At 71.7% G+C, this 23,738-nt stretch carries 19 protein-coding genes and 1 rRNA gene; 16 read left to right on the top strand and 4 right to left on the bottom strand.

The genetic code is table 11. From position 1 onward, the window contains the following. The 9 genes from rrf to ACIO3O_RS33195 all read left to right on the top strand — a co-directional run. Positions 1-88, top strand: a 5S ribosomal RNA gene (gene rrf / locus ACIO3O_RS33235); the annotation flags it as partial. A 73-nt stretch (positions 89-161) separates the two neighbouring features. Continuing rightward, a complete protein-coding gene (locus ACIO3O_RS33230; protein WP_401752389.1) occupies positions 162-806 on the top strand; it encodes an HAD family hydrolase in 645 nt (214 codons plus the stop codon). Positions 807-884: 78 nt separating this feature from the next. Continuing rightward, positions 885-2,090, top strand: a complete 1,206-nt coding sequence (locus ACIO3O_RS33225) for an MFS transporter (protein ID WP_401752388.1) — start codon at positions 885-887, stop codon at positions 2,088-2,090. Next, the gene (locus tag ACIO3O_RS33220) at positions 2,059-3,234 is read left to right on the top strand and encodes an acetoin utilization protein AcuC (protein ID WP_401752386.1); all 1,176 of its coding nucleotides are present in this window, start codon (positions 2,059-2,061) and stop codon (positions 3,232-3,234) included. The genes ACIO3O_RS33225 and ACIO3O_RS33220 overlap by 32 nt, the downstream gene beginning before the upstream one ends. Before the next feature lie 422 nt (positions 3,235-3,656). After that, positions 3,657-4,472 carry a phosphatase gene (locus ACIO3O_RS33215; RefSeq protein ID WP_401752400.1) on the top strand — a complete coding sequence of 272 codons (816 nt, stop codon included), beginning with the start codon at positions 3,657-3,659 and terminating at the stop codon, positions 4,470-4,472. Positions 4,473-4,601: 129 nt separating this feature from the next. Further along, the gene (locus ACIO3O_RS33210) at positions 4,602-4,814 is read left to right on the top strand and encodes a helix-turn-helix domain-containing protein (protein ID WP_185027739.1); all 213 of its coding nucleotides are present in this window, start codon (positions 4,602-4,604) and stop codon (positions 4,812-4,814) included. Between the two features lie 115 nt (positions 4,815-4,929). After that, entirely contained in the window at positions 4,930-5,028 is a 99-nt protein-coding gene (locus ACIO3O_RS33205; RefSeq protein WP_003948845.1) for a 30S ribosomal protein bS22, read from the top strand. A 208-nt stretch (positions 5,029-5,236) separates the two neighbouring features. Beyond that, a complete protein-coding gene (locus tag ACIO3O_RS33200; RefSeq protein WP_401752383.1) occupies positions 5,237-6,331 on the top strand; it encodes an NAD-dependent epimerase/dehydratase family protein in 1,095 nt (364 codons plus the stop codon). 1 nt (position 6,332) lies between these two features. Next, positions 6,333-7,379, top strand: a complete 1,047-nt coding sequence (locus ACIO3O_RS33195) for a lysophospholipid acyltransferase family protein (protein WP_401752381.1) — start codon at positions 6,333-6,335, stop codon at positions 7,377-7,379. Positions 7,380-7,553: 174 nt separating this feature from the next. Here ACIO3O_RS33195 and ACIO3O_RS33190 read toward each other — a convergent pair whose 3' ends face one another. The 3 genes from ACIO3O_RS33190 to ACIO3O_RS33180 all read right to left on the bottom strand — a co-directional run bounded on the left by ACIO3O_RS33190 (position 7,554) and on the right by ACIO3O_RS33180 (position 11,143). Continuing rightward, positions 7,554-8,774: a DUF5667 domain-containing protein gene (locus ACIO3O_RS33190; protein ID WP_401752379.1), complete on the bottom strand. Its 1,221-nt coding sequence runs from the start codon at positions 8,772-8,774 to the stop codon at positions 7,554-7,556. 217 nt (positions 8,775-8,991) lie between these two features. After that, positions 8,992-9,780: an ECF subfamily RNA polymerase sigma factor, BldN family gene (locus tag ACIO3O_RS33185; protein WP_401752377.1), complete on the bottom strand. Its 789-nt coding sequence runs from the start codon at positions 9,778-9,780 to the stop codon at positions 8,992-8,994. Positions 9,781-10,180: 400 nt separating this feature from the next. After that, positions 10,181-11,143 (bottom strand): HAD family hydrolase, encoded by a 963-nt coding sequence (locus tag ACIO3O_RS33180; protein WP_401752375.1) that lies wholly within the window; start codon positions 11,141-11,143, stop codon positions 10,181-10,183. Positions 11,144-11,269: 126 nt separating this feature from the next. On the opposite strand from ACIO3O_RS33180, the gene ACIO3O_RS33175 reads away from it, so the two are divergent. The 5 genes from ACIO3O_RS33175 (at position 11,270) to ACIO3O_RS33155 (ending at position 17,103) form a co-directional block, all read left to right on the top strand. Next, the gene (locus tag ACIO3O_RS33175) at positions 11,270-11,551 is read left to right on the top strand and encodes a glutaredoxin family protein (protein WP_401752373.1); all 282 of its coding nucleotides are present in this window, start codon (positions 11,270-11,272) and stop codon (positions 11,549-11,551) included. 569 nt (positions 11,552-12,120) lie between these two features. Next, on the top strand, positions 12,121-12,888 hold the full coding sequence (locus ACIO3O_RS33170; protein ID WP_401752371.1) for a redox-sensing transcriptional repressor Rex: 768 nt from the start codon (positions 12,121-12,123) through the stop codon (positions 12,886-12,888). Further along, a complete protein-coding gene (locus ACIO3O_RS33165; protein WP_401752369.1) occupies positions 12,885-14,438 on the top strand; it encodes a glutamyl-tRNA reductase in 1,554 nt (517 codons plus the stop codon). Before ACIO3O_RS33170 ends, ACIO3O_RS33165 begins: the two co-directional genes overlap by 4 nt. Beyond that, positions 14,435-15,409, top strand: coding sequence for a hydroxymethylbilane synthase (gene hemC / locus ACIO3O_RS33160; RefSeq protein ID WP_401752367.1), 975 nt, complete (start codon positions 14,435-14,437; stop codon positions 15,407-15,409). Before ACIO3O_RS33165 ends, hemC begins: the two co-directional genes overlap by 4 nt. After that, the gene (locus ACIO3O_RS33155) at positions 15,406-17,103 is read left to right on the top strand and encodes a uroporphyrinogen-III synthase (RefSeq protein ID WP_401752365.1); all 1,698 of its coding nucleotides are present in this window, start codon (positions 15,406-15,408) and stop codon (positions 17,101-17,103) included. Before hemC ends, ACIO3O_RS33155 begins: the two co-directional genes overlap by 4 nt. A 112-nt stretch (positions 17,104-17,215) precedes the next feature. Here ACIO3O_RS33155 and ACIO3O_RS33150 read toward each other — a convergent pair whose 3' ends face one another. Further along, a complete protein-coding gene (locus tag ACIO3O_RS33150; RefSeq protein ID WP_401752363.1) occupies positions 17,216-18,091 on the bottom strand; it encodes an ANTAR domain-containing protein in 876 nt (291 codons plus the stop codon). A gap of 156 nt (positions 18,092-18,247) precedes the next feature. On the opposite strand from ACIO3O_RS33150, the gene hemB reads away from it, so the two are divergent. Together hemB and ACIO3O_RS33140 are read left to right on the top strand one after the other, a co-directional pair. After that, entirely contained in the window at positions 18,248-19,240 is a 993-nt protein-coding gene (hemB, locus tag ACIO3O_RS33145) for a porphobilinogen synthase (protein WP_401752361.1), read from the top strand. Between the two features lie 294 nt (positions 19,241-19,534). Beyond that, entirely contained in the window at positions 19,535-23,674 is a 4,140-nt protein-coding gene (locus ACIO3O_RS33140) for a hypothetical protein (RefSeq protein WP_401752359.1), read from the top strand. The last annotated feature ends 64 nt before the right edge of the window (positions 23,675-23,738 follow it).

Raw genomic sequence — 23,738 nt, 5'->3', positions numbered from 1 at the left:
CGGTTACATTCCGAACCCGGAAGCTAAGCCTTTCAGCGCCGATGGTACTGCAGGGGGGACCCTGTGGGAGAGTAGGACGCCGCCGAACAAATTTTAAAAAGCCGCTGCCCCCGAGTCTGTTGACTCGGGGGCAGCGGCTTTTTTGCGTTTATGGTCAGGTCATGCGCTACGAACTGGTCATCTTCGACAATGACGGCGTCCTCGTGGACAGCGAGCCGCTCTCGAACAGGATTCTGTCCGGGTACCTGACGGAGCTCGGGCACCCCACGACGTACGAGGACTCCCTCAGGGACTACATGGGGGCCGCCGTGCACCGCGTGCACGACCTGGTGCGCGAGCGGACCGGGCAGGAGCTGCCGGAGGACTTCGGGGACCAGCTGCACGAGCGGGTCTTCGCCGCGTTCGAGCGGGAACTCCAGCCGGTGGCGGGGGTCGAGGACGTACTCGCCAACCTGGTCGCCGAGGGGGTTCCGTACTGCGTGGCGTCGTCCGGGAGTCACGAGCGGATCAGGGTCGGGCACCGCAGGACCGGGCTCGACGAGTGGTTCGAGGAGGAGTGGCTGTTCAGCTCCGAGGACGTGGGGAAGGGGAAGCCGGCGCCGGATCTCTTCCTGTTCGCGGCGGAGCGGATGGGGGTGGCGCCCGAGCGGTGTGTGGTGGTGGAGGACAGTCCGCTCGGGGTGCAGGCGGCGCGGGCCGCGGGGATGGACGTCTACGGGTTCACCGCGATGACGCCGGCCGAGCGGCTGGAGGGGGCCAAGGGGTACTTCTCGGACATGAAGGAGCTGCTCGGGCTGCTGGATTGAGGAGGGGGCGGGATTCGGTCAGATTGGATGAGTGATCCATCTACCCACTGGTAGGTCTGGGTCGTACGCTCACCGTTCATGACAGATGCGCGCCTGCGGCACGGCAGGGCTTCTTTGGCGTTGAGCTTTTTCGCGCAGGGTCTCGCCTTCGCGATCCTCGTGACCCGAATACCCGCGCTGCAGAAGCAGTACGGGATGTCGGACGCGGTGCTTCCGATCTTTCTCGCCGCCGTGCCGATCCTGGCGGGGGCGGGCAGCTTCGTCGCCGAGGCGTTGGCGAAGCGGGTCGGGCCCGCGGCCGTACTGCGGTGGTCGCAGCCCGTCGTGCTGCTGGCCCTGCTCGGGGTCGGGGCGGGGCGCGAGATGGGGCACGTCGCCGTCGCGCTCGGGGTGTTCGGGCTGGCGGTCGGCATGCTCGACGCGTCCATGAACATGCTCGGGGTCAGCCTCCAGCGGGCGTACGGGCGGAGCATCATGCTCGGCTTCCACGCGGCGTACAGCCTCGGCGGGATCGCGGGAGCCTCGCTGGCATGGGTGGGGGCGCACTGGGAGCTGTCGCTGCTGGTGTCGTACCTGCCGGTGGTGTGTGTGCTGGTGCCGGTGGTGCTGGTGGGGAGCCGGTGGTACGTCGACGCGAAGGACGGCGGGGAGGCGGAGGCCGCGGCCGCGGCGAAGGGGGCGGCGGCGTTCTCGTTCAAGCTGCTGCTGCCGTTGTGCATGGTGATGGCGTTCGCGTACATCGGGGATTCGACGGTCTCGAATTGGAGTGCCAAGTACCTTCAGGACGTGCTGGGTTCGTCGGAGGCGCTGGCGACCGTTCCGTACAACGTCTACATGGTGACGACGCTGCTCGGGCGGGCCGTCGGGGACTTCGGGGTGCGGAAGTTCGGGGCGGTGGCCGTGGTGCGGAGTGGGGCTGTGGTGGCTGCTGTGGGGTTCGGGGTCGTCGCGGCCGCCCCGGGGGCGTGGGTCGGGATGGCCGGATTCACGCTGCTGGGGCTCGGGTTGTGCGTGATCGTGCCGCAGACCTTCGCGGCGGCGGGGCGGATGTTCCCGGGGGCGAGCGACCAGGCGGTGGCTCGGCTGAACATCTTCAACTACGTGGGGTTCTTGGTGGGGTCGCCGTTGGTGGGGGTGATCGGGGACGCGTGGAACTACCGGGGGGCCATGCTCGTACCCATGGTTCTGGTGCTGGTGACGCTGGTGTACGCCCGGTCCTTCGCGGCGGAGGGCGACCGATACGGTGGCGGGCATGAGCGGCCGCGCACTGTTGATGTGGGATGACGCCGTCACGGCGTACAACTTCGGCCCGCACCACCCGATGGATCCGGTCAGGCTTGAGCTGACCATGGGGTTGGTGCGGGCCTTCGGGCTGGACGGGGCGGTGGAGGTGGTGGCCGCGCCGGCGGCGGGGGACTCGACGTTGCAGCTGGTGCACCGGGAGGACTACGTCGCGGCGGTGCGGGCGGCGTCCAGGGCGCCCGGGGAGGCCGACGTCTCGTACGGGCTGGGGACGGTGGACGATCCGGCCTTTGCGGGGATGCATGAGGCTTCCGCCTTGATTGCCGGGCAGTCGGTGGGGGCTGCGGAGGCGTTGTGGCGGGGGGACGCGGCGCACGCGGTGAACTTCGCGGGTGGGCTGCATCATGCGATGCCCGGGGCGGCGGCGGGGTTCTGTGTCTACAACGACGCTTCGTTGGCGATCGCGCGGCTGTTGGAGATGGGGGCGGAGCGGGTCGCGTACGTGGATGTGGACGTGCATCACGGGGACGGGGTGCAGGCCGCCTTCTGGGACGACCCGAGGGTGCTGACGATCTCGTTGCACGAGCATCCGCGGCATCTGTTTCCGGGGACGGGGTGGCCCGAGGAGACGGGGGGCGAGGGTGCGGGGGAAGGCAGCGCGGTGAATGTGGCGTTGCCGGCGGGGACCGGGGACGCGGGGTGGCTGCGGGCCTTCCACGCGGTGGTGCCGGAGTTGTTGGCGGACTTTCGGCCGCAGGTGCTGGTTTCGCAGCACGGGGCGGATACGCACTTCGAGGACCCGCTGGCGGACTTGGTGGTGTCGCTGGACGCGCAGCGGGCTGTGCAGGCGGCGTGCCACGAGCTGGCGCACGAGTACGTCGAGGGTGGGCGGTGGCTCGCGCTGGGGGGTGGCGGGTACGCCGTCGTGGATGTCGTGCCGAGGGCGTGGACGCATCTGGTGGGGATCGCGGGGCATCGGCCGGTGGAGCCGGAGGCGGTGATTCCGGGGGTGTGGCGGGAGCGGGTGCGGGAGTTGCGGGGGGAGTTGGGGCCGGAGCGGATGACGGATGGGCGGACGGTGGCGTGGCGGGGGTGGGAGGAGGGTTATGACCCGGGGGATCGGGTGGATCAGGCGGTGGTGGCGGTGAGGCGGGCGGTGTTTCCGTTGCGGGGGCTTTTGGCGTAGGTCCGGGGCTGGGCCGGGGGCGTGCCTTTGGACGGGCGTCCGGCGTGGGGGTGGGCCGGGGGCTCTGTGGACGGGCGTCCGGCGGGGGGCTTGGCCTCGGGCCGGTGGTGGGGTGGGCCGGTGGCGAGAGGGCCGGGAGTGGGGTGGGCCCGTGTCGGGTGGGCCGCCCCCTTGCCCGCCCGTTCCGCCCCCTTGGGGCGGCCCGTCGCCCAAGGGGGCTCGGGGGAAGGGGAAGGGCGGAGCCAAGGGGGCTCGGGGGAAGGGGAAGGGCGGAGCTGAGGGGGCGGGGCGGCAAAGAGGTGGAGCCAAGGGGGCGGAGCCGAGGGGTGGTCTGTTGTCCAAGAGGGGTGGGGATTGGGCTGATTGGTGGGGAGGGGTGGGGTTTGGGGGACAGGGGGGTGGAGCGGGGGGAGCATGGAGGGGTGTTGAGTCGTGGGGCAGTGAGGGCGCATTTGTTGGCGGCGCGATTGGCGGGGGTCGTGGCGACGTCGAGGGAGGTGAGTCTGCGGAGTTACCGGTTGTTCGGGGCGGGGGATCCGAGGGTGTTGATCGGATTGGAGCCCCAAAAGGGGTGGGGGGAGGGGGCGTTGGTTGATTTGATGGCACGGAAGTGTGGGGTGTCGGGGGATCTGGGGTACCGGCAGGGGCCCGATGCCATCGATCCGGAACGGACGTTGGCGGCGCTGGACGCCTTCGCGGAGAGGGTGGGGGAGGCGGCCGCGAGGCGGGTTCCGGTGTTGTTCGGGACCGGACATCCGCACCGATTGCTCGGCTTCTACGCCGAGTTGGCAGACGCGATGTCGGCGGCGGGGTGTGAAGTGCTCACCCCCGCGCAGGGGAAGCGTGTCGACATAACGACCCGGTTCGGCGTACGTACGTACAACCTTGACTACGTACGAGGCGTCGCGCTGGTGCGCGAACCCGGCGCGCGGGTCGGCGCGAGTGACCCCGGCGTGCACTCCCATTCGCCCCTGCCGATTCGGGTGGTTCTGGAGGCCGCGGCGGAGGGCGGAGGGCCCCTGCCGGGGCTGGTCGTCGGGGACCACGGATGGGTCGTCGGCGCAGGTCAGCTGGGGTTCGAGGCGATCGGTCCGGCGGACGTGGACGACCCCGCGGTGTTCGTCGGGGAGGAGGAGGGGCGGGTGGCCGTGGCCGTTCCACTTGATGACGGTGTGCGGTCTGATTACTACCGACCGCTTACTCGCTATGTACTCAATCGAGCGTGTCTGTCACGGTAGCGGGCCGAACGCATCTCCTCTTCCCCACTCGCATCACACGCCCCTAGTCTGGGGAGTGAGCGCACAGCGACGAAGAGTCACCGGAAGGGGAAGCCGGTGCGCGTCATGTGCGGAAGGTACAGGTGGGTCATGACTGCTTCAGGCGAGAGGCCTCTCAACGAGGTCAAGTTTCTGACCGTGGCGGAAGTCGCCTCGGTGATGCGAGTGTCGAAGATGACCGTGTACCGCTTGGTGCACAGCGGTCATCTGCCGGCGATCCGGGTGGGCAGGTCCTTCCGGGTCCCGGAGCAAGCGGTTCACGAGTACCTCCGGGAATCCTTCGTGGGGGTCGAGACGGCCTAGTTATGGCCTGGGCTGCCCTCGGATTACGTCCCTCACTCGGTGGGCGGTAGGCTAGGCCCTTGTAGGTCGTGTGGGCCCAGACGCCCCGCACCAGTAGAGAGAAGCGAGGGTAGTCGTGGGCTCTGTTATCAAGAAGCGGCGTAAGCGGATGGCTAAGAAGAAGCACCGCAAGCTGCTGAAGCGCACGCGCGTTCAGCGTCGCAACAAGAAGTAAGCGACGGCGCATCGCGCGCTACGCAGTCCGGAACGGCCCTCCTGCCAGCAATGGCAGGAGGGCCGTTCCGCGTTTCCGGACGGGCGGGCCGCGTTTCCGGCCGGGCGGGCCCGGCCCCCGGGGTGGCCGAGAGTGCCGCGCGGACATCACAGCGCAACAAGCAGGCGCTACCGTGGCCCCAGGGGAGACCGAGGGGAAGGCTCTGATCTTGGGCAAGGTCGTGCTCGTCACAGGTGTGGCCCGGCAGCTGGGGGGCCGCTTCGTGCGGCGCGTGCAGCGGGACCCCGAGGTGGACCGGGTGATCGGGGTCGACGCCATTCCGCCCGAGCACCATCTCGGCGGAGCCGATTTCGTACGGGCGGACATCCGGCAGCCCGCGATCGCGCGGGTGCTCGCCGAGTACGGGGTCGACACGGTCGTCCACATGGACGTCACCGGCACCCCCCTGGGGAGCGGCGGGGGCCGGGCCTCCGTGAAGGAGACCAACGTCATCGGCACCATGCAGCTCCTCGGCGCCTGCCAGAAGTCGCCGACCGTGCAGCGCCTGGTGGTGAAGTCCACGACGAGCGTGTACGGGTCCGCGCCGCGCGATCCGGCCGTCTTCGGGGAGTCCACGCCGCCGAAGTCGCTGCCCAGCGGGGGCTTCGCGAAGGACGCCGTCGAGGTCGAGGGGTACGTACGGGGATTCGCCCGGCGGCGCCCGGACGTGGCGGTGTGCGTGCTGCGGTTCGCGAACATCCTGGGGCCGAGCGCCGACTCGCCGCTCTCCGAGTACTTCTCGCTGCCCGCCCTGCCGACCGTCCTCGGGTACGACCCGAGGCTCCAGTTCGTGCACGAGGACGACGTGGTGGAGGTCCTGCGGATCGCCGCCCACGACCCCCGGCGCGGGACGCTCAACAGCGGCACCTTCAACATCGCCGGGGACGGGGTGCTGCTGCTCTCGCAGTGCGCGCGCAGGCTGGGGCGGCCGACGGTGCCCTTCCTGCTGCCGGCCGTGCGATGGGTGGGCTCGGCGCTGCGGACGGTCGGGGTGACCGACTTCTCGCCGGAGCAGATACGGCTGCTGACGCACGGCCGGGTGGTGCGCACCGCCCAGATGCGCGAGACCCTCGGCTTCGACCCGAAGTACACGACCGCCGAGACCTTCGAGGACTTCGCGCGCAGCCGGGGCGGCGGGCTGCTGCCGCCCGACGTGCTGGCCCGTACGGTGGACCGGGCGGCGGGACGGGTCGCCGGGCTCGCCCGTGTCGTACGACCGAGAAGTGACGTTTCCCCCTCTGCCGAGTCCAAGGAGCGCATCTGACATGGCCGACGCCAAGGTCATCCCCTTCGGTGACGAGCCGCGGTCGCGGCGGGGCACGGGGAGCAGTGCGCGGGCGGGGGCCGGCAAGCGCGGCGGCGCCCGCAAGAGCGGCACGCAGGGCGCGCTCGCACCCGTACCGCAGCAGCGGACGCAGGCCGAGGACGGCCCGCAGGAGCGCGTCGAGCAGCCGGAGGAACAGGGGGAGCAAGGCGGCTGGGAGCGGCGGATCGCGGGCGGGCTGGCCTTCCTGCGGCGGCGGATCACCGGGGACTACGAGATCGACGAGTTCGGGTACGACAAGGAGCTCACCGATCAGGTCCTGATGTCGATGATCAGGCCGTTCTACGAGAAGTACTTCCGGGTCGAGGTGAAGGGCATCGAGAACATCCCCGCCGAGGGCGGGGCGCTGATCGTCGCCAACCACTCCGGGACGCTGCCGCTGGACGGGCTGATGCTCCAGGCGGCGGTGCACGACGAGCACCCGGCGGGGCGGCATCTGCGGCTGCTCGCGGCCGACCTGGTCTTCGTGCTGCCCGTGGTGAACGAGCTGGCCCGCAAGGCCGGGCACACCCTGGCGTGCGCGGAGGACGCGCAGGCGCTCCTGGAGCGGGGCGAGCTGGTGGGCGTGATGCCCGAGGGGTTCAAGGGGATAGGGAAGCCGTTCAGCGAGCGCTACAAGCTGCAGCGCTTCGGGCGGGGCGGCTTCGTGTCGACCGCGATGCGGGCGGGGGCGCCGATCGTGCCGTGCTCGATCGTGGGCGCGGAGGAGATCTACCCGATGATCGGGAACTCCAAGACCCTCGCCAGGGTGCTCGGCTTCCCGTACTTCCCGATCACGCCGACCTTCCCGTGGCTGGGGCCGCTGGGGGCGGTGCCGCTGCCGACGAAGTGGACGATCCAGTTCGGCGAGCCGATCGAGACCAAGGACTACCCGGCGGACGCGGCCGAGGACCCGATGCTGATGTTCAACCTGACGGACCAGGTGCGCGAGCAGATCCAGCACACCCTCTACAAGCTGCTCGTGCAGAGGCGGTCGGTGTTCTTCTGAGTGTGCAGGGGCGGGGGGGGGGGGGGGCGGGGGGGGGCGGCTGGTGGGGGGGGGGGGGGGGGGGGGGGGGGGGGGGGGGGGGGGGGGGGGGGGGGGGGTGTGGGGGGGGGGGGGGGGGGCCCCCCCCCCCCCCCCCCCCCCCCCCCCCCGCCCCTGCACACAAGAGCTGTGTGGTTACCGCTTGTTGATGTCCTCGCCGTCGATGCCCAGGCCCGGGAGTACGTCCGGGAGGATGGGCGGGATCGTGACGTCGGGGACGGCGGGCTTGGGGAGCTTGCCGGGGGTGGACGGGGCGGGTTTGTTGGACGGGGGGTCCAGCAGGTCTCCCGCGCCGCCGATCAGGCCGTCGGACTGCTTGCCGTCCGAGGAGGCGGGCGGAGGGCTGCCGGGCTTGCCCTGGTGGGGGCGGCCCGGGGTGGTGCCGGGGGCGGCGGGCCGGGTGCCGTCGGTGCGGTGCGGGGTGCCGGGGCGGTCCTTGTGGGCGCCCGGGGCGGACGGCTTCTGGTCGGACTGCGGGAGCGCGGGCAGCAGCGACCTGAGCGGGTTGACCTCTTGGTCTATGGCGTCGAAGACCGAGCTCACCTGCGAGCCGACGTCGCCCAGCTGGGCGGGCAGCAGGCCGCGCAGGCTGCTCCAACTGTCGCGGTGGGACTGGGCGAACGCGTCGAGGGCCTGGATGGGGCCGATGTTCCCGTCGCGTTCGTACGCCTCGTAGAGGAGCCGGTGGCCCTCGCCGACGTCGTGCTTCATCCCGTTCAACGTGCGTCTTACTTCGCCCAGTTGCTCGTGGTCGAGCTGGACGGCACGGCCCCGCTCCATGAGGCGTCTCGCCTCCTGGAGCCTGGTGGACGCCTGGTCGAGGTAGATCTGGCCTCGGTCGGACGCGTCGTCCGCCATGGTCAGCTTCAGGTCTTCCATGCCGCGCTTGAGCCCGTACAGCGAATCACCGGGGAGGGCGTTGGAGCTGGCGGCGGCGACGCCGCCGAACGCTCCGGCCGCGACTCCGACGGTGAGGCCGCCCGCCGCAAGGCCTTTCGACCAGCGGGAGCGGGGGCGCAACTTCCGGAGCGCGGTCGCCCGGTGGGCTCCCCGTCCGGTGCGCTGCTCGGGCACCTGAGGGCCCGCGGGTCCCTCCGCGGTGCCTTCCAGCAGCATGGCTTCCATGGCGGCGACGAGCTGGGCTCGTTGCACCACCTTGACCTCGGGGTCCATTTCCGGTGCGGGCAGGTCGCCAAGGCCCGTGACCAGGGAAAGCAGTGCTCCCTGGTCACCTGGCCCTTCGGCTGCTCCGGCCGTACCTTCGGGCTGTTCGGCCGCCGTGCCCTGGAGTTCCTGGTCCTCCAGGGCCTGGGCGAAGGCGTTGGCCCGCCGGTGCGCCGATACGTTAGCGATCACTGGCGGCACCTCCTCTCGTCATGACGATCGACTCCCCGGGTGGTCCGGAAGGTTGCACGCCATGAGCACATTCACGCGATGGAGTGAGTGGCTGCGGGCATGGCGTGACCGCAGGGAGCCTGCATTCCGCACAACGAGCCGCCGGGCACTTGGGTTACGGACGAAAGATGATCCGACTGCCGAAGAAGTCAGGTTTCGACAGCCTGTGATCGAACGGTCACCTGGCGTCGTCGGGGAGGAGGCGGGCGAGCGTGCGGACGGCGCGGTACTGGAGCGTCTTGATCGCGCCTTCGTTCTTGCCCATGACGCGGGCGGTCTCGGCGACCGAGAGTCCTTGCAGGAAGCGGAGTGTGACGCACTCCTGCTGCTGCGGATTGAGCTTGCGCACGGCTTCGAGGAGGGCCGCGTTGGAGAGGGACTCCAGGACGGAGTCCTCGGGACTGCGCTCGACCTCGTTGGCGTCGAGCATTTCGCCCGTGGTCACTTCGAGCCTGAATCGGCTCGATTTGAAGTGGTCCGCGACCAGGTTCCGGGCGATCGTGACCAGCCAGGCGCCGAAGTCGCGGCCCTGCCAGGTGAAGGTGGAGATCCTCCGCAGGGCGCGCAGGAACGTCTCGCTGGTCAGGTCTTCTGCCGTCGCCTTTCCGCCGACGCGGTAGTAGATGTAGCGGTAGACCGTGTCGCTGTACTGGTCGTAGAGGCGGCCGAAGGCATCGGCTTCGCCTCCCTGTGCGCGCTCGACGAGGTCCATCATGCGCGCGCTGTCGCTGTCGGCGGTGGGCCGACGGACGGTGGACGTGCCGGTGCCCGACCCGCCGCCGGTACCGCGGCTACGTCTGCCGACGGCGGCACCGCCGTCGGCCAGGGCGTAGCAGGGTCCTGCGGGTAGAGGGGTGGCAAAGGCGGGGACGGCGTACGCGGTGGGGACGAAGCCGCGCAGTCGGTCGATGACCGTTGCGCGCAGCGTAGCCAGGCCCGAGGCGTCAACCCCGACGTGTGGGTACACGGGACTCCCAGAGGCAGAGCTTCCATCACGTGCAGTGCCGGACTGTTCACTCGTGATGCTGATGAATGGGTTCCGGAATGCGTCTGAGGAGAATAACGCTTCGTACAGGCAGCGCTACACCCAGTTGCTCAAATCATCGTTTCCGTCGCTTCTGTTACGTCTGAGTGACGGTTCAAGTAGCAGATAGTGATCGGTTGTTGATCGAGTTGCGTCGTGAACTGGCGGAATGCGGGATCTGTTGTGGCCGAGTGACGAGGGGACGACTGGCCGGTGGGTTCCGCGGGTAAGACACGGGGATTGGCCGCCGAACGGCTGTGGCACGGGAAAGGGCCGGGTCCGTCCCCTCGAATGGGGTGGACCCGGCCCTTTGTCGTACGAAAGGGAACGGAAGCGGAATCCGTCAGCGGCGGCGACGGTGCAGGGCGAGCGCCGCGGCGGTGCCTCCGGCGAGCGCGCCGACGCCGGCGGCGGCCGGGATGCCGACCTTCGCGGCCTTGCGGCCGGTGCGGTAGTCGCGCAGCCGCCAGTCGCGTTCGCGGGCGTACTTGCGCAGCTTGGCGTCGGGGTTGATCGCGTAGGGGTGGCCGACGAGCGAGAGCATCGGGATGTCGTTGTGGCTGTCGCTGTACGCGGCGCAGCGGGTGAGGTCGAGGCCCTCGGCGGCGGCGAGGGCGCGGACGGCCTCGGCCTTCGCGGGGCCGTGCAGGGGTTCGCCGACGAGACGGCCGGTGTAGACGCCGTCGTGGGACTCGGCGACGGTGCCGAGCGCGCCGGTCAGGCCCAGGCGGCGGGCGATGATCGTGGCGGTCTCGACGGGGGCGGCGGTGACCAGCCAGACCTTCTGTCCGGCGTCCAGGTGGGCCTGGGCGAGGGCGCGGGTGCCGGGCCAGATGCGCTCGGCCATGTACTCGTCGTAGATCTCCTCGCCGATGGTCATCAGCTCGGAGACCTTGTGGCCCTTCACGATGGACAGCGCGCTCTCGCGGGCGTCCTGCATGTGCTCGGGGTCCTCGACGCCGGCGAGCCGGAACCAGGCCTGCTGCCAGGCGAAGCGGGCCAGCTCCTGGCGCTCGAAGAACTTCCGCTTGTAGAGGCCTCGGCCGAAGTGGAAGATCGCGGCGCCCTGCATGACCGTGTTGTCGAGGTCGAAGAAGGCGGCGGCCTTGGTGTCGCCGGGGACCGGGAATTCGGGCTCTGCCGGTCCGGTGGAGTCGGGGGCCTCGGGCTCGGCGGCGCGGGCCGCCTCCAGCTCTTCGAGTTCCTGTGACGTCTTGCGTGCTGCTTCGGCTGCAGCCTCGCCCGCCAGCACGCTCCGTGCGGTCGCGGAGCGCCTACGGGGGGTGAGCCATCCCAGTGCGGCCATGTCGTGAGCATAGCGATTCTGTTCGGAAGTTCCTGAGCGGGAGGGCTGCGGGGGTGTGAACTCTCCGCGTCCGGGTTGTTACGGCGTGCCCCGGCGGGTGTCGGTGGGGGCGGTCAGAATGGGGGGATGAGTCCTTTGCTGCGGCGGAAGAAGAAGGAACCCGCGTCGGGTGAGCGGGTGGTCACGCTGATCGGGAAGCCGGGGTGTCACCTGTGTGATGACGCACGGGTGGTGGTCGAAGGCGTGTGCGGGGAGTTGGGGGTGCGGTGGGAGGAGCGGGACATCTCGGTGGATGCGGAGCTGCATCGGGAGTACTGGGAGCAGATTCCGGTGGTGTTGGTGGATGGGGAGCAGCACACGTTCTGGAAGGTGGATGCGGGGCGGCTTCGGCGGGAGCTGGGGGGGTAGGGGCGGCGGGGTACGGGGGTGGGCCGGGGGTCCTTTGGACGTGCGTCCGGCGTGGGGGCTGGGCGGGGGCTGCCGGGGTGGGCCGGGAGCGGGAGGGGCCGCCCCCTTGCCCGCCCGTTCCGCCCCCGGGGGGCGGCCCCGCCGCCCAAGGCGGCTAGGGGGAAGCGGGGGGAGGGTGGCCCCGCCGCCCAAGGCGGCTAGGGGGGAAGCGGGGGGAGGGCGGCCCCGTCGCCCAAGGGGGCTGGGGGAAGAGGGTGGGGAGGGGCGGCCCGGTCGCCCAAGGGGGCTGAGGAAGAGGAGGAAGCGGCGTACCATCGGGGGCGGTTTGAGAGGGCTTGGGGGTTCGGTTGTGAGGAGAGTGTCCGGGTTTGCCCCCGAAGCAATGGCGACGTCACCGTGTGTGTTCCGGTTCCAGGGTGACGCGACGTGAACGCGTGACCCCGGTCACTTTGCTTGGACAAATCGGACACAATCTTTGTGCACGCGTTCACAAAGACATAGCCTGCATCCGACGGGGCGGTCTTGGGACATACGGCCGCCTACAGCCCCGCTCATCCCGCAGGAGCACCGTGGCAACTGGCCGAACTCACCGACCGGCGACCCGTAGCCGAGGCATTCCCGAGGCCACCGTCGCCCGACTTCCGCTGTATTTGCGTGCCCTGACCGCCCTTTCCGAGCGGTCGGTTCCGACCGTGTCGTCGGAGGAGCTGGCCGCCGCCGCGGGGGTCAACTCCGCGAAGCTGCGGAAGGACTTCTCGTACCTCGGTTCCTACGGGACGCGTGGCGTCGGGTACGACGTCGAGTACCTCGTCTACCAGATCTCCCGTGAGCTGGGTCTCACCCAGGACTGGCCCGTCGTCATCGTCGGCATCGGTAACCTCGGCGCGGCACTGGCCAATTACGGAGGGTTCGCCTCCCGTGGCTTCCGGGTGGCCGCGCTGATAGACGCGGACCCCGCGATGGCCGGGAAGCCGGTCGCCGGGATGCCCGTCCAGCACACCGACGAGCTGGAGAAGATCATCGAGGAGAACGGCGTCTCGATCGGGGTCATCGCGACTCCCGCGGGCGCCGCCCAGCAGGTCAGCGAGCGGCTGATCGCCGCCGGTGTGACCTCCATCCTCAACTTCGCGCCGACGGTCCTCCAGGTGCCGGAAGGTGTCGACGTACGCAAGGTCGATCTCTCGATCGAGCTGCAGATCCTCGCCTTCCACGAGCAGCGCAAGGCCGGTGACGCGGAGGCCGCCGCGGCCGCCGCCGCCGTGCTGCCGCCCCGCGCCGCCGAGGGCACTCCCCGGAAGGGACCCGACGGCGACGTGCCCGCCGTGATGCCGGCATGAGTCTTCTGGTCGTCGGGCTGAGCCACCGCAGCGCGCCCGTCAGCGTGCTGGAGCGTGCCTCGCTGTCCGTGGAGGCGAAGGCGAAGCTGCTCCAGGACACCCTCGCCTCCGAGCCCGCCGCCGAGGCGACGGTGCTCGCCACCTGCAACCGCATCGAGCTGTACGCGGACGTGGAGAAGTTCCACGCCGGTGTCGCCGAGCTGTCGACGTTGCTGGCGCAGCACAGCGGGGTGGGGCTGGAGGAGCTGACCCCTTATCTGTACGTGCACTACGAGGACCGGGCCGTCCACCACCTCTTCTCGGTGGCGTGCGGTCTGGACTCGATGGTCGTCGGCGAGGGGCAGATCCTCGGCCAGATCAAGGACGCCCTCGCGCTCGGGCAGGAACTGCACACCGCGGGCCGCCTGATCAACGACCTGTTCCAGCAGGCGCTGCGGGTCGGCAAGCGCGCGCACTCCGAGACCGGGATCGACCGGGCCGGGCAGTCGCTGGTGACGTTCGGTCTGGAACAGCTCGCCGCCGGCGCACCCGTCGCCGAATGGGCCGCGGGCAAGCGGGCGCTGGTGATCGGCGCCGGGTCGATGTCCTCGCTGGCCGCCGCCACGCTGGTACGGGTCGGGGTCGCCGAGGTCGTCGTCGCGAACCGCACCGCGGAGCGCGCCGAGCGCCTGGCGGAGATCCTCAACCAGTCGGGCGGGGCCGCGCGCGCCGTACCGATGGACGAGGTGGCCCAGGAGCTGACACGAGTCGACCTCGCGATCTCCTGTACCGGGGCGACGGGCCTCGTGCTCACCGTCGAGGACGTCGCCACGGCCCTCGGCCTGGACGCCGCGAGCGCGGCCGGTGCGATCGAGCCCGGACACGTACCGCAGATGCGTCACGAGGCCGACCCCAACTCCCTGGAACTGCACGCCGCGTGGGCCGACAACGGGGAGGCCGCCGCGCAGGCGCAGCCCCGGATCCGGCCGCTGGGCGACAGCGGGCAGGCCGTGCGCCTCGCGCTGCTGGACCTGGCGATGCCGCGGGACATCGACGGCGCCGCGCACCGGCTCGACGGCGTACGCCTGGTGGACATCGAGTCGCTGGCGGACGCCTCGGCCGACGCCCCGATGGCGTCCGACGTGGATCAGGTGCGCGGGATCGTCGCCGACGAGGTGGCCGCCTTCGGCGCCGCCCAGCGGGCCGCGCAGATCACCCCGACCGTGGTGGCGCTGCGCAGCATGGCCGCCGACGTCGTCACCAACGAGGTGGCGCGGCTGGAAGGCCGGCTGCCAGGGCTGGACGCCAAGCAGCGGGCGGAGATCACGCAGACCGTGCGGCGCGTGGTCGACAAGCTGCTGCACGCGCCGACCGTACGGGTCAAGCAGCTGGCCAGCGAGCCCGGCGGCGCCGGGTACGCGGACGCGCTGCGCGAACTGTTCGACCTCGACCCGCAGACGGTCGCGGCGGTCAGCCGGGCGGACGGACCCAAGGGTGCTGGCGACAGCGGCCCGCAGGGCGAAACGAACGACACCACGGGTGCCGAGAGTGCGAAGAGAGGGCGGGCATGACTGATGCCGCGAAGGCCACCAAGGCCTTGAAGCTGGGGACTCGGCGCAGCAAGCTCGCCATGGCCCAGTCCGGCCACGTCGCGACGTGGGTACGTGAACTCACCGGCCGCGACGTGGAGTTGGTGGAGATCACCACCTACGGCGACGTGTCGAAGGAGCAGCTCGCCCAGATCGGCGGCACCGGCGTCTTCGTCACCGCGCTCCGCGACGCGCTCCTGAGGGGCGAGGTGGACTTCGCCGTGCACTCGCTCAAGGACCTGCCGACCGCGCAGCCCGACGACCTGACGCTCGCCGCCGTGCCCGTGCGGGAGGACCCCCGCGACGTACTCGTGGCGCGGGACGGTCTGAGTTTCGCGCAGCTGCCGGACGGGGCGCGCGTGGGCACCGGTTCGCCGCGCCGGATGGCGCAGCTGAACGCGTACGCCCGCAGTCACGGGCTGCGGATCGAGACCGTCCCGATCCGGGGGAACATCGACACCCGGGTCGGTTACGTACGAAACGGCGAGCTGGACGCGGTGGTTCTCGCCGCGGCCGGACTGCGTCGTATCGGCAGGGTGGAAGAGGTGTCCGAGTTCCTGGACACCGAGATCGTCCTGCCCGCCCCCGGTCAGGGGGCGCTGGCCATCGAGTGCGCGGCGGTCAACGCCGACCTCGCCGCCGTGCTCGCCGAGCTCGACGACCCGCACACGCGGTTCGCCGTGACGGCCGAGCGAGCCCTGCTCGCCGCCCTGGAGGCCGGTTGCAGTGCGCCTGTTGGCGCTCTGGCCGACCTGTTGGTTGACGGGCAGATTGTCAATGAAATGCGCCTGCGCGGAGTCGTCGGATCGATCGACGGCGCCGAGCTGGTGCAGCTGTCCACTACCGGTCCCGTACCCACGTCGCACCACGCCGCGGAGGCTCTCGGGCGCGAACTCGCGTCGGAGATGCTCGCCAAGGGTGCGGCCGGTCTTATGGGGGAGCGAGCACTTTGAGCCCCACCACCACACCCGCATCCTCGGCGTCCTCAGCTTCGTCGGGGTTCCCCGCACCCGGGCACGTCACCTTCCTCGGCGCCGGCCCCGGTGATCCGGGCCTGCTGACTCTGCGCGCCGTCGAGGCGCTCGCGAGCGCGGACGTGCTCATCGCCGAGCCGTCGGTCCTGGACGTCGTACGCGCTCATGCCAAGGCGGGCGTAAGTACGCCTCAGCTGGCCGTAGTTGACGACTCGTCAGTAACTTCGGGCACGTCGGCGATCCGGACGCCCATGTCGTCCAAGGTCGTGGTCAATCTTGTCATGGAGGCTGCGCGCAGCGGCAAGCGGGTCGTCCGTGCGGTCTCCGGCGACCCCGGGCTCGACGGCAACGCGGGCGAGGAGATGCTCGCGTGCGCTGCCGAGGGCGTCGCCTTCGAGGTCGTTCCCGGTGTCGCCACGGCCGTCGGCGTGCCCGCCTACGCGGGTGTTCCGCTGCGTGACTCCGCGGGCGCCGACGTGCGCTTCGTGGACGCGCGGACGGCCGACGAGCGGTGCTGGAGCGAGGTGGGCGCCTCCGACGCGACCGCCGTCGTCTCGACCACGCTCGACGCGGTCGCCGCCGCCGCCGGTGAGCTGGTCTCGGCGGGCCGCAAGCCCGACACCCCGATGACGGTCACCGTCGCCGGTACGACGACCCGCCAGCGGACCTGGAACGCCACGCTGGGCACGGTCGCCCAGGTGCTCAAGCAGGCGAAGGTGCTCCCCTCCCCGGAGGGCCACCAGAGCGTCATAGCCGTGGTCGGTGAGCGCAGTGCCGCCGCCCAGCGCGACCAGCTGTCGTGGTTCGAGTCGAAGCCGCTCTTCGGGTGGCGCGTGCTCGTACCGCGCACGAAGGAGCAGGCGGCGTCGCTCTCCGACCAGCTCAGGTCGTACGGTGCCGTCCCCCACGAGGTGCCGACGATCGCCGTCGAGCCGCCGCGCACCCCGCAGCAGATGGAGCGGGCCGTGAAGGGCCTGGTCACCGGACGCTACGAGTGGATCGCCTTCACCTCGGTGAACGCGGTCAAGGCGGTGCGGGAGAAGTTCGAGGAGTACGGGCTCGACGCCCGGGCCTTCGCGGGGATCAAGGTCGCCGCGGTGGGCGAGCAGACGGCCGCCGCGCTGGTGGAGTTCGGGGTCAAGCCCGACCTCGTACCCAGTGGTGAGCAGTCGGCCGCGGGTCTCCTGGAGGACTGGCCGCCGTACGACCCGGTCTTCGACCCGATCGACCGCGTCTTCCTGCCGCGCGCCGACATCGCGACGGAGACGCTGGTCGCGGGGCTCATCGAACTGGGCTGGGAGGTCGACGACGTCACCGCCTACCGGACCGTGCGCGCCTCGCCGCCGCCGGCGGACACGCGGGAGGCGATCAAGGGCGGTGGCTTCGACGCCGTGCTCTTCACGTCGTCCTCGACCGTGCGGAATCTGGTGGGCATCGCCGGGAAGCCGCACAACGTGACCGTCATCGCGTGCATCGGCCCCGCCACGGCCAAGACCGCCGAGGAGCACGGGCTGCGGGTCGACGTTTTGTCGCCCGAGCCGTCGGTGCTGCGGCTGGCGGAGGCGCTGGCCGAGTTCGGCGCGGCGCGGCGGACGGCGGCGCTGGAGGCCGGGGAGCACGTGGCCCGGCCGAGCGAGCGGCGGCCGGGGTCGCGCAGGCGGCGTACGACGTAAGGGCGTGTCCCGGGAGGGGCGGTGCGCGGGGGTTTCCCTGCGGGCCGCCCCTTTCTCGTACGGCTGCCTCGTCCGTGTCCCGTACGGCTGCCTCGTCCGTACGAGGAAGGGCTCAGCGGCGGCGGGCGGCCGTGCCGTGGTGGCGGGTGCCCAGGGCGTGCAGGTACTCCAGGGCGTCCATCAGGATGGTGCGGTTGTACCAGGTGAGCCACTGGCCGGCCTGGGCGCCGAGGGCGGCCAGGGCGTCGGTCTGGGCGGTGGAGAAACCTTTGACCCGCCGGTCCAGGTGGGCGGAGACCATGCCGACGCAGATGCCCGACGCGGTGGTCAGGGGCACGCTGTGGGCGGCGCGGCTGCCCGCGGCGAGGATCGCGCGCCGGGAGGCCTCGTCGAAGACGGGGTCGGACTCGACGTCGTGGACGGTGACCTGGGCGACGTCGCGGGCGGCGAGGGCGCAGGAGGTGCCGTCCTCGCCGACATGGGCGAAGAAGTCGACGAAGTCGGCGGTGAGGCCGGTGTGCTGCTCCAGGCGCAGGCCGCCCCGGACGCGGTCGGGGAGCTGGACGTTGCCCATCGGGGTGTCCAGGACGGCGAGGGTCTGGCTGAGGACCGCGCGCAGCACGGAGGCCTGGTTGGGCTCGTCGCGGGAGGTGTCCCGGCGGGCCGCGGGGAAGGTCAGCGGCGGCGCGGGCAGGCGGGTGCGCTGCGGGAACCAGAGCGGGGAGCGGGAGTCGGGGCGCGGGGTGCGTACGACGGCCTCGACCAGCTGGCGCATCCGGACGTTGTGCTGCTGGGAGGCGCGCTGGAGGAGGGCGAAGGCGGATTCGCCGTCGGGGAGGGAGTAGCGCTCCTGGAGGATGCCCTGGGCCTGGGAGATCAGGGGGTGGGCCTGGGCGCGGGCACGGAGGTGGCGGAGCTCGGTGCGCAGGCGGTCGAGTTCGGGGTCGGGGCTCGGTTCGGGGGCTTCGGGGTTGGGGCGGTCCGTCACGGGGCGGGTCCTTTCGGGGGTGGCCATGTCCGGGGCTGGGGGCCTGGGCGACTCTCTAGCTCACCACACGGGTGGGGTGGGGCGGGAGTGGGGGAGGGCGAGGGGGCCGACAGAGGGTCGGTAAAGGGCGGGGGGTGGCGGGCGTAGCGTGGGCGCATGACTGTGTATGGCTCTTTTCCGGGGGCTCGGCCCCGGCGGTTGCGCACCACCCCGGCGATGCGGCGCATGGTGGCCGAGACCCGGCTGGACCCCGCTGACCTGATCCTGCCCGCGTTCGTGCGCGAGGGGATCAGCGAGCCGGTGGCGATCGGCGCCATGCCCGGGGTGTACCAGCACACGCTGGACACCCTGCGCAAGGCGGCGGCGGAGGCCGTGGCGGCGGGCGTCTCCGGAATCATGCTGTTCGGCGTCCCGGACGACGAGAAGAAGGACGCGGCGGGCACGGCGGGCACGGACCCGGACGGGATCCTCCAGGTCGCGCTGCGCGCGGTGCGCGAGGAGGTCGGGGACGACCTCGTGGTGATGTCCGACCTGTGCCTGGACGAGTTCACGGACCACGGGCACTGCGGTGTGCTGGACGCGGAAGGGCGCGTCGACAACGACGCCACCCTGGAGCGGTACGCCGAGATGGCCCAGGTGCAGGCCGACGCGGGCGCGCACGTGGTGGGACCCAGCGGCATGATGGACGGTCAGATCGGTGTCGTACGCGACGCGCTGGACGGGATCGGGCGGGAGGACGTGGCGATCCTCGCGTACACCGCGAAGTATTCGAGCGCGTTCTACGGGCCGTTCCGCGAGGCCGTCGGGTCGTCGCTGAAGGGCGACCGCAAGACGTACCAGCAGGACCCGGCCAACGCCCGGGAGTCCCTGCGGGAGTTGGCGCTCGACCTGGAGGAGGGCGCGGACATGGTGATGGTGAAGCCCGCCGGTCCCTACCTCGACATCCTCGCGAAGGTCGCCGCGAGCGTGGACGTGCCGGTGGCCGCGTACCAGATCAGCGGTGAGTACGCGATGGTCGAGGCGGCGGCGGAGAAGGGCTGGATCGAGCGGGAGCGGGCGATCCTGGAGACCCTGACGGGCATCAAGCGGGCCGGTGGGCAGATGATCCTGACGTACTGGGCGACGGAGGCGGCGCGGATGCTGCGCTGAGGGGCGTGCCGCATCGACACCCCTGTGCGCTTCTGCATCCCTGTGCGCTTCCGCATCCCTGTGCGCTCCCGCACCCCCGTGCGCTCCCGCACCCCCGTGCGCTCCCGCATCCCGGCCTGGCCGCCGTCCATGGACGCGCAGTGGTCGGCGGCGGGCGTGACCTGCGGGGCGGGTGGCCCGGGGCGTTGTCAGTGGTGGCTTCTACAGTGGTTGCACTGATCGGAAAGGGGTCGGTGGGGCGGTCGAGGGCGGCCGCTCGCGGGGAGAAGTGCGCTGGGAACGGGGGCGGTTCGGGTGCTGTGGCGGTTCGAGGTCGACGGGTACGTGGTGGGTCTTGACGCGGACTTGGAGTGGGAGTTCCGCAACCCGCGCGGGGGGCGGCTCAAGCAGGTGCCGAAGAAGGCGGAGGGGCACCCCGAACTGGCCGCCATGACCCGGTTCCTGCGGATGCTGCGGCTGCACCGGAACGACTGCCGGGCGCGGGCGCTGAGCTGGGCGGACGACGGGGTGACGGCCGTGCCGGAGGAGCTGGCGGCGGACGCGGTGTGGGGGGCGGCGCTGGAGGCGGCGGGCATAGGGGGTGCCGGTGCCGGTGTGGGGGTCGACGAGGGCGTGGGCGGGGCGCTGCTGGTCGGGCGGGCGTACGAGCACTCCCTGACCGGGCACCGGATCGTCATGGTGGTGGCGGAGGAGGCCGCCCGGTACCGGGACGTGGTGATGGAGCACGCCGGGTGGGAGCGGGCGGAGGGCTTCGAGGTCGCGTACGTGCCCGGACACGCGCCGGAACTCCCCTTCCCGGAGCGGGCGTTGGCGGCACATCCCGGCATGGAGGAGACCGTGCTGGAGCAGGCTCGGACGCTCTTCGACTGCGGGCTGTACAAGAAGGACATCGACGCCTTCTTCAAGTCGCTGGAGAAGAGCGCGCCTGTCCTCGTCCCGCTGTTCCTCGACGAGATCGCCCTGAACTGCCTGCACGGCCACCCCGGCGGACACGGCGTGGACGTCGAGACCGCCTCGGCCTACTTCGGGCGGGCCCGCCTCGCCGAGCGGGAGCGCGGGCGGCCGATGGACGACACCTGGCTGCACGGCCGGTACCTGCACTTCGCCGCCTCGGGCGCGATCTCGGCGACGACCCTGCGCGCCCGCGCCAAGGAACTGGCGGTGAAGGGCGTCTGCACCCCGGAACACGTCGCGGACTTCCGTGAACTGCTCGTCCGCCGGGTGAACGGGAACACCGAGAGCGCGGAGCCCTGGGTGTACGCCCAGCTGCCGGCCGACCTCGCCAAGGTGGCCAAGGCGGCGAGCCGCGACCCCGAGGCGGAGCTGGCGAAGCTGCTCGTGGACTCCGGGCTGATCGGGGACGTGGCGTTGCGGGAGGACGCGTTCTGGACGGCCGTCCTCAAGGGCAAGGCGTACGAACGGGCGGTCGCCGAGCAGCCCGAGACCGCGCGGGCGGGCATCATGCGGCTCATCCCGACCGCCCGGCCCGTCCTGCACAGCCTGTGGAGGGAGTTCGTCGAGCGCAGCGGGCTGTTGGCCCGTCTGCTCGGCGAGGAGGAGGGCCTGTCGGCGGGGGAGGCGGCGGGCTGGTTCGGCCGCTGCATCCACTCCTTCAGCACCCGGCAGCAGGCCGGCCCGATGCTGTACGAACTGGCGCAGCGGATCGCGCCGCGACTGCGGGCGGACGGCGTTGCCGTGGAGATCCCGTACGCGTCACTGCGCAGGGACCACTCGCGGGCGCTGCCGCTGGACCTGATCGACCTGCTGCTGGAACACGGGGTGCCCGTGGCGGACCCGCCGCCGCTGTTCGACGGGACCAAGCTGTCCGACGTGGTGGTGGCGAGCCGTCCGGAGCTGCGGTTCGTGCGGGCCGACGCGCGGTTCGCGCGGGAGCTCGCGAGGCTGCTGCGGGCCCTGCTCGACATGACGGACGACCTCACACCGGGCGGCAACTCCTGGTACCAGCCGCACGAGGTCAAGGGCTGGGACGCACTGCCGGAGCTGTTCGCGAACGAGCTGGGGCACCGGGCGCTGGGAGAGTGGTGCGCCGCCGAACGCGAGCGGCTGCGGGGCGGCGGACTCGACGTACGCGGACTGTCGCTGCTGCTCGGCAGGTTCGTGCACGCGGGGGCGGCGGTGGAGGCGCTCCCGGAGGACGTGCGCGCCGCACTGGCCGAGGAGCTCGCGGGAGTCGACCCGGTGCAGCTGCTGCTGCGGGAGCTGCCGGGGGGTGCGGAGCGGGCCGAGGTCGAAGGGCGTCTCGCGGCCGGGGAGCCCACATCGACGTACCGGGTCGCGGGGATGCCGGTGACGGACGCGCTCCTGGTGCAGGAGACGGTGAACTGCCGGGTGGGCCTGGCACAGCTGATCGCCCGGTTGGGGAAGGGGGACGACGCGGCCCCGGAAGAGACCGTGGCGAAGGACGTCCCGCTGCCCGAGCGGGGGGTGGGGAAGCTGTGCGTCGACCTGGTCGCCTGGTCGCGGGCGCAGGAAGTCCCGCTGTGGGACGGGGACGTGATGGAGCCCGGCGTGCGGTCGCCGGTCACGACGGTCGCCCTCGGGAACCTGTTCTCCCTGCACGCCTACGCCTCCCGGCACGTGCTGATGCACGGGTCGCGGTGGTGGCGGCAGGACAACACGCGACCGGAGGAGTTCGCCGGGTACGCGAGGTTGCCCTTCCTCACCGGGGCCTCCGCGACGGCCGGGGGCGGTGCTCCGGGGGAGTGGCGGACCGTACGGACGGACTGGGCGGGGCAGCGGGGTGCGGCTCCCGGCTGGGTGTACCGGACGCGGACCTCCGTCGCGGTCGTCCTGGACGCGTCGCCGACGCACCGACTGCTCCTGGAGTACGCGCCGGAGGGGAAGTTCGCGGAGGGCGGGCCGCTGGCCGCCGCCGGGGTGGCGGTGGTCGAAACGCGCGAAGCGACTCCGCAGCGGCCGCCCGCGTGGTACGCCCGGTACGCCCGGCTGCTGGAGGAGCGCGGCAGCCGTCCCGCCCGGCCCGGCCTCGCCACCGCGTTCGGCGAGGCGACGGGGCTCTCGGCGGCCGCCGCGACGGCGCTGCTCGTCGGGCAGTTGGAGTGTGCGCCGCAGCCTGGGTTCGGCGCGCCGAATCCGCCGACCGCGAAGCTTGCCCTGCCGGACGGGTGGGAGGTGCGGGAGGAGGACGTGGCGGCGGAGGCCGGGGTGTGGGGCGCCCTGGTGGACGCGGAGGACATCGCGACGCTGTACGACCTGCTGCTCCCGGACGACCCCGAACTCCTGTGGACCGAGGGCCCGGACGTGGCCCGGGCGGCGCGCTGGTGGCGGGAGCGCTTCGGGGAGCCGATCCCCGTACCCGCCCCACTCCTCCCGCTGGCGCGCAAGGAGTGGGTGCGGCCCACCGGCGAGGGCGTGTTCTGGCGGGCCCGGCCGAGCGGGCGGCAGAACTGGTGGCCGGTGTTCCGGTTCGACGCGGTGGCGGCGCGGGTCGCGACCGGGGCGGGGGTGCTGGACGAGGGGCTGCCGTTGCACGCGGGGCCGCCGGATCTGCTGGGCGCGGTGCGGGTGGCGGCGTGGCTCGCGTACCGCACACCGCTCGGGGACCCGCTGCGGCCCGCGATCGGGGCGGCGATAGGCCGGCTGCGGGCGGAGGTGGAGGGGAGGGCGCCGGGCCGTCCGCTCACGGTGTTCGCCACCCAGTCCAACTACCTGATGGGGGCACCCGATCCGCTGGAGACACGGGGGCCGACACGGCATCCGGCGGTGACGGTCGAGAACGACGCCACGTACGTCATGGACACCGTACGGATCGATCCGGCGCTGCTCAGCGGCCCGCAGGACCCGGTGCTGGAGGAGCTGGACGCCTACCTGGACGGGGTCCTGCCCTCCCAGTGGGTTCCGGCGGCGAACGGGCTGCCCGGGCTGGCGGACCTGAAGGTGCTGCTGTCACCTGAATTCGGCGAGCTGGGGCGGGCGTTGGAGGCGGAGGCGGAGGCGGCATCGGTGGCGGGCTCGGCGTCGGGGTGGGCGCAGTACCCGGCGCGGTCGGCGCCGCACGTGGTGGAGGCGTGCGCGCAGGGGTACGGGCTGGGCGCCGACGCGGCGGCGTACTTCCTGATGCTGGCCGTGCTGCCCGATCCGACGGACCGGATGGTCAGGCAGTGGACGGCCTGGAAGCCCGCCCGCTTCAAGGCCGCCAAGGAGGAACTGGCCGCCTCCGGGCGGGTGGTGGAGGCATCCAGGACACGGGCGGGACGCTCGCTGTTCGTGCCGGGGCCGTGGGCGGGCCGCAAGAGGCCGAGGCTGCCGCTGGAGGCGGGGAAGGTGCGCCTGCTGGGGCCGCTGGCCGCCGACCACCGGTCCACGGCACACGTGGTGGCGGTGCCGAGTGGGCCGGTGGCGGGCCTGTTCGAGAAGTGGGCGGCAGAGAGAGGGCTGCCGTTGGGGGCCTGAGACCGGGCCGGGCCGGGGAACCCGGAACCCGGGGTGGATGTGGGCGGACGGCTGGGGAGCCCAG

Origin of the sequence: Streptomyces sp. NPDC087440 (assembly GCF_044744005.1) — a bacterium.
In the GTDB taxonomy this organism is placed as follows: Bacteria; Actinomycetota; Actinomycetes; order Streptomycetales; family Streptomycetaceae; genus Streptomyces.
This window is presented reverse-complemented; position numbering and strand designations above follow the sequence as displayed.